This window comes from Corynebacterium sp. L4757 (assembly GCF_043673995.1).
Taxonomy (GTDB): domain Bacteria; phylum Actinomycetota; class Actinomycetes; order Mycobacteriales; family Mycobacteriaceae; genus Corynebacterium.
The window spans coordinates 1-14583 of the sequence record NZ_JBIMEN010000006.1 but is presented as its reverse complement, the minus strand read 5'-3'; the positions used below and the strand labels follow the sequence as shown (position 1 = coordinate 14583).

The 14583-nt window shown below is 55.1% G+C and carries 13 protein-coding genes, 1 tRNA gene and 1 pseudogene; 8 read left to right on the top strand and 7 right to left on the bottom strand.

The window, feature by feature from the left end; genetic code table 11:
* Nucleotides 1-22 precede the first annotated feature (22 nt).
* From ACG98I_RS08385 to ACG98I_RS08375, 3 genes are read left to right on the top strand one after another with little or no spacing between them, the layout of a single operon-like run.
* The gene (locus ACG98I_RS08385) at nt 23-1108 is read left to right on the top strand and encodes a potassium channel family protein (protein ID WP_394719971.1); all 1086 of its coding nucleotides are present in this window, start codon (nt 23-25) and stop codon (nt 1106-1108) included.
* On the top strand, nt 1109-1837 hold the full coding sequence (locus tag ACG98I_RS08380) for an NAD(+) diphosphatase (protein ID WP_394719969.1): 729 nt from the start codon (nt 1109-1111) through the stop codon (nt 1835-1837).
* The gene (locus ACG98I_RS08375; protein ID WP_394719967.1) at nt 1834-3909 is read left to right on the top strand and encodes an ATP-dependent DNA helicase UvrD2; all 2076 of its coding nucleotides are present in this window, start codon (nt 1834-1836) and stop codon (nt 3907-3909) included. Before ACG98I_RS08380 ends, ACG98I_RS08375 begins: the two co-directional genes overlap by 4 nt.
* Here the strand turns inward: ACG98I_RS08375 and ACG98I_RS08370 are convergent.
* Nucleotides 3890-4768 (bottom strand): hypothetical protein, encoded by an 879-nt coding sequence (locus ACG98I_RS08370; RefSeq protein ID WP_394719965.1) that lies wholly within the window; start codon nt 4766-4768, stop codon nt 3890-3892. The genes ACG98I_RS08375 and ACG98I_RS08370 overlap by 20 nt on opposite strands.
* Before the next feature lie 68 nt (nt 4769-4836).
* Between ACG98I_RS08370 and ACG98I_RS08365 the strand changes: the two genes are divergently transcribed.
* The gene (locus tag ACG98I_RS08365; RefSeq protein WP_394719963.1) at nt 4837-5349 is read left to right on the top strand and encodes a M48 family metallopeptidase; all 513 of its coding nucleotides are present in this window, start codon (nt 4837-4839) and stop codon (nt 5347-5349) included.
* A gap of 3 nt (nt 5350-5352) precedes the next feature.
* Here ACG98I_RS08365 and ACG98I_RS08360 read toward each other — a convergent pair whose 3' ends face one another.
* Nucleotides 5353-6762 (bottom strand): zinc-dependent metalloprotease, encoded by a 1410-nt coding sequence (locus ACG98I_RS08360; RefSeq protein WP_394719962.1) that lies wholly within the window; start codon nt 6760-6762, stop codon nt 5353-5355.
* An 81-nt stretch (nt 6763-6843) separates the two neighbouring features.
* Here ACG98I_RS08360 and ACG98I_RS08355 point away from each other — a divergent pair, with 81 nt between their 5' ends.
* Nucleotides 6844-7911 (top strand): PDZ domain-containing protein, encoded by a 1068-nt coding sequence (locus ACG98I_RS08355; protein ID WP_394719960.1) that lies wholly within the window; start codon nt 6844-6846, stop codon nt 7909-7911.
* On the opposite strand, the gene ACG98I_RS08350 is transcribed toward ACG98I_RS08355, so the two are convergent.
* Complete coding sequence (locus ACG98I_RS08350; RefSeq protein ID WP_394719958.1) at nt 7908-8579, bottom strand: beta-N-acetylglucosaminidase; 672 nt, start codon at nt 8577-8579, stop codon at nt 7908-7910. The genes ACG98I_RS08355 and ACG98I_RS08350 overlap by 4 nt on opposite strands.
* A gap of 59 nt (nt 8580-8638) precedes the next feature.
* On the bottom strand, nt 8639-9169 hold the full coding sequence (locus tag ACG98I_RS08345; RefSeq protein ID WP_394719956.1) for a PPA1309 family protein: 531 nt from the start codon (nt 9167-9169) through the stop codon (nt 8639-8641).
* Between the two features lie 120 nt (nt 9170-9289).
* On the opposite strand from ACG98I_RS08345, the gene ACG98I_RS08340 reads away from it, so the two are divergent.
* The 3 genes from ACG98I_RS08340 (at nt 9290) to ACG98I_RS08330 (ending at nt 13007) form a co-directional block, all read left to right on the top strand.
* On the top strand, nt 9290-12250 hold the full coding sequence (locus ACG98I_RS08340; protein ID WP_394719954.1) for a UPF0182 family protein: 2961 nt from the start codon (nt 9290-9292) through the stop codon (nt 12248-12250).
* 180 nt (nt 12251-12430) lie between these two features.
* Nucleotides 12431-12504 (top strand) — tRNA-Met (locus ACG98I_RS08335).
* Between the two features lie 173 nt (nt 12505-12677).
* Complete coding sequence (locus ACG98I_RS08330; RefSeq protein WP_394719952.1) at nt 12678-13007, top strand: hypothetical protein; 330 nt, start codon at nt 12678-12680, stop codon at nt 13005-13007.
* Here ACG98I_RS08330 and ACG98I_RS08325 read toward each other — a convergent pair.
* From ACG98I_RS08325 to ACG98I_RS08315, 3 genes and pseudogenes are all read right to left on the bottom strand, one after another.
* Nucleotides 12990-13412 (bottom strand): annotated as a pseudogene (locus ACG98I_RS08325) (transposase); the annotation flags it as partial. The gene ACG98I_RS08330 and the pseudogene ACG98I_RS08325 sit on opposite strands and share 18 nt — an antisense overlap.
* Nucleotides 13413-13436: 24 nt before the next feature.
* Nucleotides 13437-14357 carry an IS3 family transposase gene (locus tag ACG98I_RS08320; RefSeq protein ID WP_394719950.1) on the bottom strand — a complete coding sequence of 307 codons (921 nt, stop codon included), beginning with the start codon at nt 14355-14357 and terminating at the stop codon, nt 13437-13439.
* Nucleotides 14354-14583: transposase (locus ACG98I_RS08315; protein ID WP_394719949.1), on the bottom strand; the 230-nt coding region annotated here is incomplete at its 5' end. The genes ACG98I_RS08315 and ACG98I_RS08320, both read right to left, overlap by 4 nt.

Here is a 14583-nt window from a genome sequence, read left to right as displayed (position 1 = left end):
TATGCCCACTAGGGTGCGTCGGATGAAAAACCGGATAGCGGAGACTTTTCGGCCGGCTGTGGAGCTGTCTTCGCAGCCTGACCATGCGCTCATTGATGTCATCACGGTGCCACGCAATATTGCTGCCAGCCCGTGGCGGCAATTAGCCATGCGTTTGATGTGGGCCTTTGCCTTGCTAGTGTTCGTCACGGCTGTTGTCTATATCGACCGTGATGGCTATAACGAACACCTCACCATCATTGATGCGGCGTATTATTCCTCCGTTTCGCTCACTACAGTGGGTTATGGCGATATCGTGCCGGTCACCCAGGAAGCTCGTCTGGTGAACCTGCTGGTTATTACGCCAGCACGCCTAGTCTTCCTGGTGTTATTGGTGGGCGCGACGTTGTCTGTGCTCACTGACCGCGCCCGCCGCACATTCCAGATTTCACGTTGGAGAAAAACTTTGCGTAACCACACCGTCGTTATTGGATATGGCACCAAGGGTGCCGGCGCTGTTGCCGCCTTGCTTGCCGATGGCATTTCGCCATCCCAGATCGTTGTCATTGACCAAAACCGCCAAGCACTGGCTCATGCTGAGCACCATGGCCTGGTCACTATTTATGGCACGGGCACGAAAGCCGATGTCTTGAAGATTGCTGGTGTTTCGCACGCGCAAGCGGTCGTGGTGACCCCGTCCATGGATGATACGGCGGTGCTGTGTACGTTGGCGGTGCGTGAGCTTGCACCTTCGGCAAAGATTGTGGCGTCCGTGCGTGAATCAGCTAACCGTCATTTGCTCTTGCAATCCGGTGCGGATTCGGTGGTGACCTCCGCTGAGACTGCTGGCCGTCTGCTGGGACTGGCAACGGTGACCCCAACTGTGGTGGAGATGATGGAAGATTTGCTCTCACCCAATGAGGGCTTTTCCGTAGCAGAGCGTGCTGTGCGTGAATATGAGGTGGGCTCCAACCCGCGCCACCTGGCTGATATCGTGCTGGCCGTCCTCCGCAACAGCGAGCTACACCGCGTGGATACCGCCAGTGCTTCGGCACTGAAACCCGGCGATCGTCTGCTGTATATCAAGCATGACACCGAAGACCCCGCCGAGATTGTGGATGATGATTAAATGTTTGTCCCCGTCACTGAATTAGGCTTGGTGCCCGTTGACGAGATGGGTAAACCGGTGCTGCTGGATGAACCCGCTGGTGATATGACGGTGCGGGTGAGCAAGCATCCGGAGCTGTGGGCCTGCGCAATTTCTGAGGAGCATGCGCGCTCTTTAGGTGAGCTGGTCTCCGCCCGCGCTTTTTTCGGTGACAGGCTCATCACCCGAGCAATCGGCATGATGAAATACCGCTATCTCAACCGCTTTGATGCTGCCACCGGGCAACCACTGGAGTTTCCACACACTGGTGTCGTTGGCATCCCGGAACAGCGTACGGGGATGCTCTTTCCCCGCGTCGACCCGGCGGTGATAACTCGGGTGCACCATCCGGAAGAAGATGCCATCTTGATGGGGCGCGATATTAAACGCCCAGATTTCTTCTCACTGATTGCAGGCTATGTGGATATTGGCGAATCACTCGAGGACGCAGCTGCACGCGAGGTCAAAGAGGAAACCGGCTTCGATGTCCAAGACGTGCGCTATTTTGGATCACAGCCATGGGTTCTCTCCGGTTCGTTGATGGTGGGTTTTACGGCCATAGCCACGGAGGAGTCTCTTGCTCACCCCGGTCCGCGTGATGGTGAGCTGGTGGAAGTACGGTGGGTTAATAGGGATGAACTTGATTCTTTGAAGCGTCCGGGGGCTGGTTCGATTGCGCATAAATTATTAGAGGAGTGGTATTTCCAGTGAGTTCCTTCAAGCTTGATCTGGAGGCGTTGGATGATGACCAGCGCGTGGCAGCAACTGCCGCCCGCGGGCCGGTGTGCATTTTGGCAGGTGCGGGCACGGGTAAGACCCGCACCATTACTTACCGCATCGCGCACCTTGTGGACCAAGGATTTGTGTCTCCGCAGCGCGTGCTCGCCGTGACATTCACGGCTAAAGCCGCCGGGGAGATGCGTGACCGTCTCAATTCCATGGGCGTCACCGGCGTCCAAGCGCGCACCTTCCACGCTGCTGCCTTGCGTCAGCTGAAGTACTTCTGGCCCCAGGTTGCCGGTGACTTGCCGTGGCGGCTTTTGGACAATAAATTCCCGCTGGTATCTCGCGCCGTCCGCAACGTGGGCATGGACCCCACAAAGGAAACTGTGCGCGATATCCTGAGCGAAATCGAGTGGGCGAAGGCGTCGTTGATCTCTGCTGATGGCTACGTAGAGGCACTCAAAGCGCACGACCGTATCGCGCCGAAGGACCCTGAAAAGGTCGCGCGCGTCTATGCCAACTATGAGGATTTTAAGTCCCAGCCTGATGGCATGCTGCTGGATTTTGATGACCTGCTTATTCACGTCGCTGGTGCGCTAGAAAATGCCCCAGCCGTCGCCGAAGAATTCCGCCAGCAATACCGCACCTTTGTGGTTGATGAGTACCAGGACGTCACCCCACTGCAACAGCGTGTGCTTAATGCTTGGCTGGGGGACCGTGATGATTTGACGGTCGTGGGTGATGCCAACCAGACCATTTACTCCTTTACCGGCGCATCACCAGATTTCCTGCTGGATTTTTCTAAGAACTATGACAATTCCACTGTGGTGAAGTTGCAGCGTGACTACCGCTCCACACCGCAGGTTACTGATCTTGCCAACACGGTCATTGAAAAGGCCATCGGCCGCGCAGCCGGTACCCGCCTGCGTCTGGAGGGTATGCGGGAGAACGGACCCGTGCCGAAATTCCACGCCTATGAATCCGAAGAGATCGAAGCCAAGGAAGTTGCCGGCGAGATTCTCACCCTGCTCAATCAAGGGGTTGCAGCCAGTGAGATTGCCATCCTATACCGCACCAACTTCCAGTCTGCGGTCTTTGAGGAAGCCCTCGCTGATGCCGGGATTGTGTATCAAGTCCGCGGTGGTGATGGATTCTTCCACCGCCAAGAAATCATTGAGGCCACCCGTGCCCTGCATCGCGCTGCGCGCCGCACCGACTTACCGAATGACCCAGTTTCTATTGCTAAGGCCGCATTCGTGGGACTCGGGCTCAGCGATTCCGAACCGGAAGGCGCACAAGCACGTGAGCGCTGGCAATCCCTGCGCGCTTTAGTGGACCTGATTTCCACCATCGTGCGTGATAACCCAGGCATTGACTTGCCCGGTGTCATCATAGACCTGCAGCGCCGTGCCTCTAATAAGCAGGCTCCCACCATGGAAGGTGTTACGTTATCCACGCTGCACGCCTCCAAGGGATTGGAATGGGATGCGGTCTTCCTCGTCGGACTGACTGAGAAACTCATGCCGATTAACCAGGCGATTAAGGCCCAAGAGGACCGCGGCGATGATGAAGCAATCGAAGAAGAACGCCGCCTGTTCTATGTGGGCATTACCCGCGCCCGTATTCACCTGTTGTGCTCGTGGGCGCTGGCTAAAACCACGGGTTCTCGTGCCTCGCGCAAGCGGACCCGCTTCCTGGATGGCGTCGTGCCGGAATTAGGTGATGCCTCCGCGCATAGCTCCCGCATCTCGCGTCCCAAGCGCTGCCGGGTATGCAATGGCTACCTCAACGCGCCTGCGGATAAAGTACTGGGACGCCACGAGACATGTGAGTCACCGGCTGATGAAGACGTATTTTCCGCACTGCGGCAGTGGCGGGCGCGGGTATCCAAGGATATCGGCAAGCCAGCCTATGTGGTCTTTACTGATGCCACCTTGATGTCTATCGCCGAAGCCCTACCGACCGATAAGAATGGATTGCTTTCCATTTCTGGTGTGGGCCCGCGCAAGATTGAGCAATACGGCGATGAGGTCCTCCAAGTCATCCAGTCTGCGCAATAAAACACTCCGGGCATTGCGGGTGCTGTCCCAAAGCGCGTTTGGTGGAGGTGCCATAGACATCAACATCGAAGAAGTCCCCGGCATAAAACGCGCCCGGTTTCGGCGTACCAGGTGGAAATTCCCGGCCCACCAGCCAGTCCACGATGACCGCTGTCTTCGCAGTCACGGAGGCGATCACCTGCGGATCGGGGTTGATAGCTACTTCCTTAAGCTGCCGGGTCAGCACGGCCCAGCGTGGGTCCAGCTCTGCGCGGCGCAATTCAAAACACATCGGGCAGGGACCTGAACCACGAATGTGCAATGGGCCGATGAAGCCGCGCGAATCAATGATTGACAGCGGCACCCATGAACACGTGGGGTGCAATTCGTGCAAGGCGCGCGCGATCAGCGGGGTATTGTGCAACTGATCCACCACTAGGACCACGGTGCCCGGCTCCATGGTGGAAAGATAAATATGCAGGTTTTCCCAATTTAAAGGCTGCCGCACGCCTAAACCGCGGGCATCGCACATATCGCGGATGCTTTTTGCCAATGGCGAGGTGCCCAGCACCACCAGCCTTTTCTTATCTCGCTCCGCGCGCAAAATGCCATAATCCACCAGATCATGGAAGAGGCTGCGTGCCGCCAACAAAGTCATACCGCTGGAAGAAAAGAGCCGCTCCCACACATAGCGGCTCTTGGGCGGACCATGTTGGGCAGCGCGGATTGCGTTCACCAGCTTTTCAGCATTCGTAGATTTCACAATGGCCGCACGCGTCGAGTCCAATCCGAATTGGACATAGGTTTTATCGCGGACAAAGATTCCAATATCCGGCGTGAAATAGTATCCGCCGCGCTGGCTGATATCTGTCACGTTCATATTTTCACTCCTTGTGTCTATCTGGGCTTCCACAAAGTTTTAGACACGGGGAGATAAAATAAGGTTCCATGACTACCGCACACCAGCCTGAAGTAAAGGTAATTCGCTCTGCCAAGCGCAAGCGCACCGTGGCAGCTCGCCTTAATGAGGGAGTGCTTGAGGTTCGTATCCCCGGCTGGATGAGTGCGAGTGAAGAGAAAGAAGCAGTTGCGGACATGCTGGCGCGCGTGGCCAAACGCACGGTTTCGCAGCATACTTCTGATGAGCAGCTAGCTGCACGCGCAGACGAGCTGAATCACAAATACTTAGAAGGCCGTGCGACGGTGGGCTCTATCCGCTGGGTGAGCAATCAAAATACTCGCTGGGGGAGTACGTCTTTGGCCACCGGTGATATTCGGATTTCACACCGGCTGCAGAAAGTGCCTGATTATGTGTTGGATTCGGTGATCATTCATGAGCTCACACATACATTTATCCCAGGACATCCGGCAGAATTCTGGGAGTGGGCAGATAGGGCACCAAAAGCAGAGCGCGCTAAAGGATATCTAGAAGCCTTCGCGCGCTTTGGTCACAATGATTAAGACCTACTTGTCATCGTCTTTCTCATCGGAGTCAGAATCTTTGTCGGTGTCCTCATCCTTGGTCTGATCTTCAGCTGAGGTTCCCGTTTCACCATTGCGCAGCATCTCTTCGAGCTTGGCAAACTCAGCATCAAAATCATCAGATGGGGCATCATCCAACAAACCATCAATGAAGGCTGCTGGGTTCTCCAAGTGCTCAGCGGAAGGGATGAAGTCTGGGTGGTCCCAGACATGGTCACGCTTTTCTACACCAACGGCGATGGTGGAGCGGCGCCACAGCTCAGCGGCTGCTTCCACGTTTGGTGCACCGAACTCGATGCCCACGACCTTGGCGAATGCCTTTTCTGCGGAGCCACCGGAATTACGGCGGTTCGTCCATGCGCGTGCCATTGCTGGCGTGGAAGGGATGCGCGTGGACAGTGCTTCATTGACTACGTACTCGACCCAGCCCTCAACCAGAGCCAGCAGAGTTTCCAAGCGCGATACAGCGGCAGCGTTGCGCGAGGTAATACGCGGGCTTAAGTCCATGCCTTGCAGCTTGCCGATGGCCTCCTGAATTGCCTCCGGATCACCTGATTCCAGGTTGAGCTCGCGGGTGGCTTCTTCTAAGTGGGAGGTGTCAATCTCCAAGCCCATGGCGTATTCCTCAACAGAGGAGACAAGGCGCTCAACCAGCCATGGAACGTGCTTAAACAGGCGCTGGCGGGCAGCCTCACGAGCTGCGATATAGACCAGAATTTCTTGACCAGGAACCTTCAGGTCACGGGCGATGGACTGGATATTATGCGGCAAGATCGCGTTCACACCGCTCGGTGCGACCGGCAGGCCGAAATCCGAGCCGGTGAGAGCCTGACGTGCTAAATCACCTAAGGCGTGGCCCAGCTGCATGCCGAAGTTCATGCCGGACATCTGCGTCATCATATTTGCCATTGGGCCCATCATTTCGCGGGCTTCTTCCGGCAAGGACTTTAATTGGGCATCCGCCATGTGCTGCGCAACAGGGGAGACCATGCGCTTCCACATGGGCAGGGTGTTATCCAGCCAATTCTGCGCATTCCACGCTTCCACAGTGGAGGATGCTGTGGGCAGGTTAGTGTGCTCATCCAACCAGAGCTCGGCTAAACGCGTGGCCTCTTCGACCGCGCGGGTATCTTCGGAGCTAATCGGCTTCTCAGAACCTAATTGCTGGCGCGCGATGCGCTCTGCCATTTCATAATTAACCGGTCCTGAACCTTCGGGAGAATTCATGGAATTGCCCATGCCGGAAAGCATGGCGCCGAACTGGTTCAGCATGTCACCTAAGCCGCCGCCGTTGGCACCGGAACCGAAGTTAAAACCGAATGGGTTGTTATTGCGGTTGTTATCGTCGTCATCATCATTGCTATTGAATGAAAAACCGAATCCATTACTCATACTCCCAATGTACCCAGTGTCAGTGTGATTTCTCCACGGCGATCACGACGCTGACAGCGAACACGGGTAGGGTATTTGGGCGTGAGTAAACCCGCTAATCGTCGATTAACCACCCTGGCCTTGGGCGCTGTCCCGATTGTGCTGCTGGGCGGGTTAATGAGCATTGACCACATTCCTGGCACCGATATTTCTTTGACCGTGCCTTATGCGGCGCAGGGGCCCGGCCCGACAGTTGATACGCTTTCCGAGGTCGATGGCACCGAAGTCGTAGAAATTGAGGGCGCGGAAACTTATGAGACCTCCGGTCAGCTCAATATGACTACCGTGGCGGTTCGCACCAATATGTCTTTATCCCAGGCCATCGGTCGCTGGTTGACCACCGATGACACGATTGTTCCGCTGGAGACCGTCATCCCCATGGGCACCAGCACTGAGGAGATGCAAGAAGCGAATCAGCAGGCCTTCGTGCAATCTGAGGCTGCAGCGACTGTAACCGCGATGGAGTACTTGGATATCCCCGTCCATGTCGTGGTTGCTGGCGTTATGGAAGAATCTGCTGCCTTTGACGTGGTGCAGTCAGAAGACGTAGTCCTAGCCGTTGATGGACAAGAAGTGACAGAACCAGCTGAAGTTCAAGAACTGATTCGTGCCAAAGCCCCTGGAGATGAGGTAACTCTAACCCTGGAAAATGGTGGCGAAGAGCGCGAAGAAACCGTCGAGCTTGGCGAGCATCCCGATGATAATTCCATCCCGCTTTTGGGCGTGACCATGACTTCTGCGCCACGCGATGGCATGGAAGTAACGTATAACCTGCAGGATGTTGGCGGTCCGTCAGCCGGCATGATGTTCTCGCTCGCAGTGATTGACAAGCTCACCGAGGAAGATCTCACCGGCGGTCACTTTGTAGCTGGTACCGGCACTATTTCCGAGGACGGCACCGTGGGGCCAATCGGTGGCATTCAGCATAAGATTGACGCATCTCAAGAAGCTGGTGCGGAACTCTTCCTCGCACCAGCGGCGAACTGCGAAGCGGCCATGACCCGCGATGACGGCGACATGGTCATCGCATCCGTGGAAACCCTCGATGACGCCATCCAAGCCATGGATGACTTTGCCAATGGCGATGACGTCACTAGGTGCCAGAGCTAGTTGTCGGGGTTATAAAGACCGAGCTCAATAAGACGGTCTTCGGGGTCTTCCTGGTCAGTGGAAAGCATCTGCTGAACCACTAGGCCCTCATTGTTATCCACCACGGTCAGCACGGCGGTGCTGCCGAGGGTGGACCAGCCCACTACGCGATCACCACTATCTTCCAAGACGGTGGAGGAGCGCAGTTCGGTAAGCACCTGGGTGGTCTGCGACGCACGCGAGGAAGACTTGGAGAACTGCAGCTGGCCTACTTCTGGGCCGGAGCAGTTGTAATTGTCATTGTTTCCAACCGGGTCACAGGAATCAAACTCTTCAAAGAGCGAACGCGGCGCAATTGAGCCGAAGATTTCATAGGCCGCTTCTACATCATCAGTAAATTCACCTGCGCTGGCAGAAGTCGATTCAGTTGGCTCGGCAGCCTCTGATTCCGAGGCTTCCGCGGATTCCGACTCCTCAATTTCCGTGGTGCTTTCTTCCGTCTCAGAGCTGGTGGAGGATTCCGAGGGCTCTTCCGTGGTGGTCTCGGAAGGCTCTTCAGTCTCCACCGCAGAGGTCTCAGGAGCAGGGGAAGGAGCAGTCTCCTCGGTGGTGCCGCAAGCAACCAGGGTGGTGGCTAAGAAAGCAGCGCCAGTGAGTTGCAAAATGCGCGACGGGCGAGATGTGGGCACGGAACCTACTCCTTGGGAAGTGCGTGACGTTTTAACCGTTCACAGTCTAGTCGAATAACCTAAAGCAATTCATCTGGGTCTTGCTCGAGCCCATAACGAAGAGCTGCAACAACACCCGGGGCGATGGTAGGGCCGCCACGAAGCTGGATGTCATCTTCGGCAAATGGTCCGGCATCGGCAAGCTCTTGCTCCGTTGGGCGCAATTGCAACACAGTTAATTCCAAGCCTTCTTCGCGTAAACAGCCTGTAAAAAGTCTGGCAGGGCGCGGCTCTGGATCGTCTGATGATGTGTCTTTGAACATAATTTCTTGGGCCAACACCGCGCCGGCAATCTCACGCGGCCACGCGATGCGGGAGACATAATCAGCCAGCTCTTCAGAGCCAGCCTCAATATTTTCCGGAAGATTATCCTGAACAACCAAGGTCAGCGGACTATCATCTAAATCTTCACCTAATTGGTCAATGATTAACTCGGATGGGACGAGCGCGAAAAGCGTCGGCGGGGCTTCCCACCCTTCGGCGTGGACAAACTCGACTGCCTCCATCATGGCTTTGTTAAGAGCTTGTTGATTAAAACCTGGGGAACTCATGAGCAACCTCGTTCGTTAGCTAAATGGTACTGGCCGTAAAATTGGCCACCTATAGATAATTTTGGCACACGATATTGATTGGAGCTGGCGTTGGTTTCTCAAGCCCAACCCTCTGCCCCTATGAAAAGACCGCCCCGCGTTCTCGCGTGGGTGCTCGGCATCATTGCAGTAATTCTCTTCATCGGACCAATGTTCGTTGGAGTGTATACGGACTGGAAGTGGTTTGGTGCGATTGACTATCGCGGCGTTTTCACCACTGCGATTGTTGCGCGAATTGTTCTTTTCATAGTCGCCGCGCTGGTGGCCGCCCTCATAGTTTGGGTAGCGGGATACTTTGTTTGGCGTGGACGTCCTGATGACATGGACTTAGGTGATTTGAACTCACCTGTGTACCAGTACCGTCAGGCGATTGAAAAGTCCGTCGGTACCTTCCTGAAGGTACTGCCGTTGGTCATCGGTCTGATTGCAGGCTTCTTGCTGCAGTCTTCTTGGCGTAATGTCCTGCTATTCATCAATGGCACGGAGTTTGGCGAAACCGATCCACAATTCGGCTTAGATTATGGTTTCTACGCCTTTGACCTTCCGATCTACCAGCTCATTGTCTCCACGTTGTCGATGCTGGTGCTGGTGGCACTGCTCATCGCACTGGTCGGACACTATGTTCTGGGCGGTATCCGTATTGGTAACCAAGCTGCCAGCATCAAGGGCTCTTTGTCCAGGCCAGCACGTATCCAGCTGGCGGTCACCGCTGGTGTCTGGATGCTGCTGAAGGTCGTTGACTACTGGCTGCAGCGCTATGAGCTGCTGCACAGCCGCAATGACATGTTCACTGGTGCGTCCTTTACCGACTTGAATGCACAGCTGCCAGCAAAGATCATCCTGATGGTTCTGGGCGTATTCGTTGCCATCGCATTCTTTGCTGCCGTGGTCCTAAAGGACCTGCGTATCCCGGCGCTCGGCGTGGTCTTGATGCTGGTCTCCGGCATTGTGATTGGTGGCGCATGGCCACTGCTGATGGAGCGTTTCTCCGTTCAGCCAAACCGTCAGGCAAAGGAAGCGGAATCTATTCAGCGCAATATTGACGCAACCCGCTACGCCTATGGACTGACTGATGAAGAAGTAACCTACATCGAAAACTGGGGTGCGGAAGAAACCCCTGACGCCAAGGTCGCGGCGGATGAAGCAACGATTTCTAACCTGCGTCTGCTGGATCCGGACAAGTTGTCCCCAACCTTTACCCAGATGCAGCAGCTGCGTAACTTCTACGGTTTCCAGGACACCTTGTCCATGGACCGCTACCAGGTAGACGGTGAAATGCGTGACTTCGTGGTCGCAGCACGTGAGGTGGATCCGAATGCACTGCGTGAGAACCAGCTGAACTGGATTAACCGCCACACGGTATACACCCACGGCAATGGTTTTGTCGGCGCTCAGGCCAACCGCGTTGATGAGGTTGCTGAGGACGCTGGTTCCACCCGTGGTGGTTTCCCAGTCTTTACTGTTTCTGACCTTCAGACCCAGGCTGGCCAAGAGGCTGAGGGCGAAGGCGAGACTCTTGACGCTGAAGCTGAGCTGGGCATCCAGGTGGACCAGCCACGTATCTACTACGGTCCTGTGACTGCATCAGCAGAAGACGGTGCTGATTACGCTATTGTCGGTGACACCGGCAATGGCCCAGTGGAGTTTGATACCAATAACTCGTCATATACCTATGACGGCCAGGGCGGTGTTGACATTGGCAACATGTTCGACCGTGCTGCTTATGCGCTGCGTTACCAGGAAATGAACCTGATTCTGTCGGACCGCGTTGGTTCTGAATCCAAGATTCTTTATGATCGCGATCCACGTGAGCGCGTTGAGAAGGTCGCTCCATGGTTGACCACTGACTCTGAGACCTACCCAGCTGTTGTTGATGGCCGCATCAAGTGGATTGTTGATGGATACACCACTTTGGACCGTCTGCCATATGCGCAGAATGAGTCCTTGACTGAGGCAACCGCTGATGCACTGAACACCGAAGGCACTCAGCAGCGTCTGATTTCTGATGAGGTTGGCTACATCCGTAACTCCGTGAAGGCGACCGTTGATGCTTATGACGGCACCGTGGAAATCTTCGAGTTCGACACCGAAGACCCAGTGCTCAAGGCATGGCAGGGTGTATTCCCAGATGTGGTGAAGCCAGAATCTGAGATCTCTGATGAGCTACGTGCTCACTTCCGCTACCCACAGGACATGTTCAAGGTGCAGCGTTCCGTTCTGGCCCGCTACCACGTTGATGATCCAAACGTCTTCTTCAATAACGATGCTTTCTGGTCCGTACCTGCGGATCCAACCGCTTCGGATGAAGAGAACTTGGATCAGCCTCCGTACTACGTTGTGGCTGCTGACCCTGAGACTGGCGAGCCTTCCTTCCAGCTGATTACTTCCTTCCGTGGTCTGTCCCGTGAGTTCTTGTCTGCTCACATGACGGCATCTTCGGATCCGGAGAACTACGGCGATATCACGGTTCGCGTTCTGCCAACCAATACTCAGACCCAGGGCCCGAAGCAGGCACAGGACGCGATGATGTCTTCGGACCAGGTCGCACGAGATATGACGCTGTGGCGCGGCTCGAATGACCTTCACAACGGTAACCTGCTGGCTCTGCCAGTGGGTGGCGGCGAAATCCTTTACTTGGAGCCAATCTATTCTCAGCGTAAGGACCAGGAATCTGCGTTCCCTAAGCTGTTGCGTGTTCTGGTTTCCTACAAGGGCCGGGTTGGCTATGCACCAACAGTGGACGCTGCGCTTGAGCAGGTTGGTATTGACTCCGACGCTGCCCAAGATATTGAGGTAGTTGATGACGGCGGTGACACCGACACCCCACCTGCAGAGGACACTCCGCCAGCAGATGATGCTCCAGCGTCACCACTTCCTGAAAATGCTGAGGAAGCGATGAACGCAATCAATGACGCATTGACCGGCCTGGAAGATGCACGCTCCGGCTCCCACGAGGAGTACGGCCGCGCATTGGATGAGCTGGATAACGCAGTCCAGCAGTTCCAGGACTTGCAGGATCCAGCTGAGGGCGAAGGCGAGTAATCACCTTTCCCAAGTGCCAAAATCTAGATAGAAAGATTCGGGTCCTCCCAATAAGGGAAGGCTCGAATCTTTTGCTTATCGCCAGTGATTTGGGTGTTTGCCTACCAATGTGTACACTTGAATAAGTCGCCGATACTTGAACTTCAAGTAAAGCGCATATGAACTTCCATGTTCATTCGTCGCGGGGTGGAGCAGTTCGGTAGCTCGCTGGGCTCATAACCCAGAGGTCGTAGGTTCGAATCCTGCCCCCGCTACTAACTTCAAATAACCGCAGTCAGTAGAAACGCTGGCTGCGGTTATTTTTTATTCTCATGCATTCTGAGATCAGTGCCAGCGTGACCGCAATTTTCATTCACCGGCGAAAACCACACTGGCATGCTGCATTAATCGAGAGCAAGAATGTCATCATGCGGGAATGCTGTCCTGAATGCGCGAAACACTACACTTTTTATGCGTGAATAGTTCTGATATTGCTGTTACTTCGGAGCAGGTGAACGGCACGAAACGTGCTCTTGAGGTGCGACACCTAGTAATGATTGCGCTGGGTGGAGTCATTGGCTCGGGTTTGTTTGTTAGTTCGGGGTTCACCATTGGGCAGGCTGGACCGCTAGGCGCAGTGTTGGCCTATATCGTAGGAGCAGTAGTCGCGTGGCTGGTGATGTCTTGTTTGGGGGAGCTGGCTGTGCAATATCCCGAGTCTGGTGGGGCCGACCCCTGGAAAGTAGACACAGGGGATTTATTAGGAAGTACGTTTTAGGATAGCAGGACCCTGAGTTTCAAATACCGCAGATGCGAGATTGCCACACCAGGAATGCCTGCGTTTGGTGTTGTACTTGGTGCACCACCAAAATACCTCCCGGCGGCACACCAACTGATTTGAAAATGTTTTGGAATCTTGCTTCACTTCCCGTTTGAGTGTGGTGTTAAACGACTCCGCCAGCGAATTATCCGCACTGGTACCAACAGTATCCATCGATTGACGAAACCCCAATTGTGTGCAGGTGTCCTGGAACGCCTGCGAGGTGTACACACTGCCGTGGTCCGAGTGGAACACCGTGCCCTTTAGGCTGCCTCGTTGGCCTTTAGTCATCAGCAACGCATCCTGAACCAATGAGGTGCGCATATGGTCCGGAATTGCAAATCCCACCAGCCTGCGCGAATAGTTGAAGTGCCCCGAGTTTTGTTCCTAGGCGTTTGCCTTGATTTCCATTATTTCCTGTGGCGGGGTCTGCTTCCAAAATTCGGTTTCCACCTCGACCGGAGTTCGGTATCCCAAGCTTTGGTGGAGCCTAGTCTCGTTCCACCATGACACCCACTCGAACGTCGCGATTTCTACCTCGATCACGTCATCCCACCTGCGGGTATGGATCAGCTCGTTCTTGTAGGAGCCGTTAACGTTTTCGGCCAGAGCATTGTCGTAAGAGTCGCCGACACTTCCGGTGGAAGCGGCAATCCCGTGCTGGGCAAGTCGCTCGTTGTAGACCACGCTGACATACTGCGACCCGTGATCCGAATGGTGAATGAGACCTGTTGTTTCCTCAGCACACACGATCGCCTGGTTGAGAGCTTGCAGTGGCAGTGCTTCGGTCCGCATCGAGTCTGATAACGCCCACCCAACAATCCGTCGGGAGTAAACGTCGGTGACAAACGCGGCATACACAAAGCCTTTCTTCGTGCGCACATACGTAATGTCGGCCACCCACAGTTTATTCGGACCCTGGGCTTTGAATTCACGCTCGACTAAGTCTGGGCGCAGATCAGGCGTGTTAGCTTTTCGGGTTGTGATAGGTGATCCGCCTTTGCCTTTGCCAGAAACACCGGCCAAGCGCATCAGCCGGGCGGTTTGTTCACGACCGATATCAATTCCTTCACGGCGAAGCGCATGCCACATTTTCCGCACACCGTAAACACCGTAATTATCCCGATGAACAGCACTAATGCGATCAACCAGCGCAGCATCGCGAAGGCGACGAGCACTTAATCCACGGGCCTTGGATTGGCGATACCCACGCGAGGTGATAAACCCACCAGCCCGGTTATTTTTCAACGTCTTACAGATGAACTCGACGGAGAAACTACTCCGGTATTCATCGATGAACCGGATCATTTCCGACGTTTTGGGTCGAGTTCCGACGCGAAAAAAGCTGAGGCAGCCTTCAGAAGTTCATTGGTGTCGCGGAGCTCTTGATTTTCACGGCGTAGCCTCGCGTTTTCGGCAGCCAAATCTTCGGGCACGGGTTCTGGGATGTTTCCTGCACGGCGGGCCTGCTGGGTCCATTGACGAGCTGTGTGCCATGAAACCCCCAGCTTTGGGGCTACTGCCTGGCACGCGG

Coding starts and splice junctions, on each gene's coding strand:
- ACG98I_RS08345 (WP_394719956.1), bottom strand. CDS start 9,169: ATGAGTTCCCCAGGTTTTAATCAACAAGCTCTTAACAAAGCCATGATG.
- ACG98I_RS08370 (WP_394719965.1), bottom strand. CDS start 4,768: ATGAACGTGACAGATATCAGCCAGCGCGGCGGATACTATTTCACGCCG.
- ACG98I_RS08320 (WP_394719950.1), bottom strand. CDS start 14,357: ATGATCCGGTTCATCGATGAATACCGGAGTAGTTTCTCCGTCGAGTTC.
- ACG98I_RS08360 (WP_394719962.1), bottom strand. CDS start 6,762: ATGAGTAATGGATTCGGTTTTTCATTCAATAGCAATGATGATGACGAC.
- ACG98I_RS08330 (WP_394719952.1), top strand. CDS start 12,678: ATGCGCGAAACACTACACTTTTTATGCGTGAATAGTTCTGATATTGCT.
- ACG98I_RS08385 (WP_394719971.1), top strand. CDS start 23: ATGAAAAACCGGATAGCGGAGACTTTTCGGCCGGCTGTGGAGCTGTCT.
- ACG98I_RS08365 (WP_394719963.1), top strand. CDS start 4,837: ATGACTACCGCACACCAGCCTGAAGTAAAGGTAATTCGCTCTGCCAAG.
- ACG98I_RS08380 (WP_394719969.1), top strand. CDS start 1,109: ATGTTTGTCCCCGTCACTGAATTAGGCTTGGTGCCCGTTGACGAGATG.
- ACG98I_RS08340 (WP_394719954.1), top strand. CDS start 9,290: ATGAAAAGACCGCCCCGCGTTCTCGCGTGGGTGCTCGGCATCATTGCA.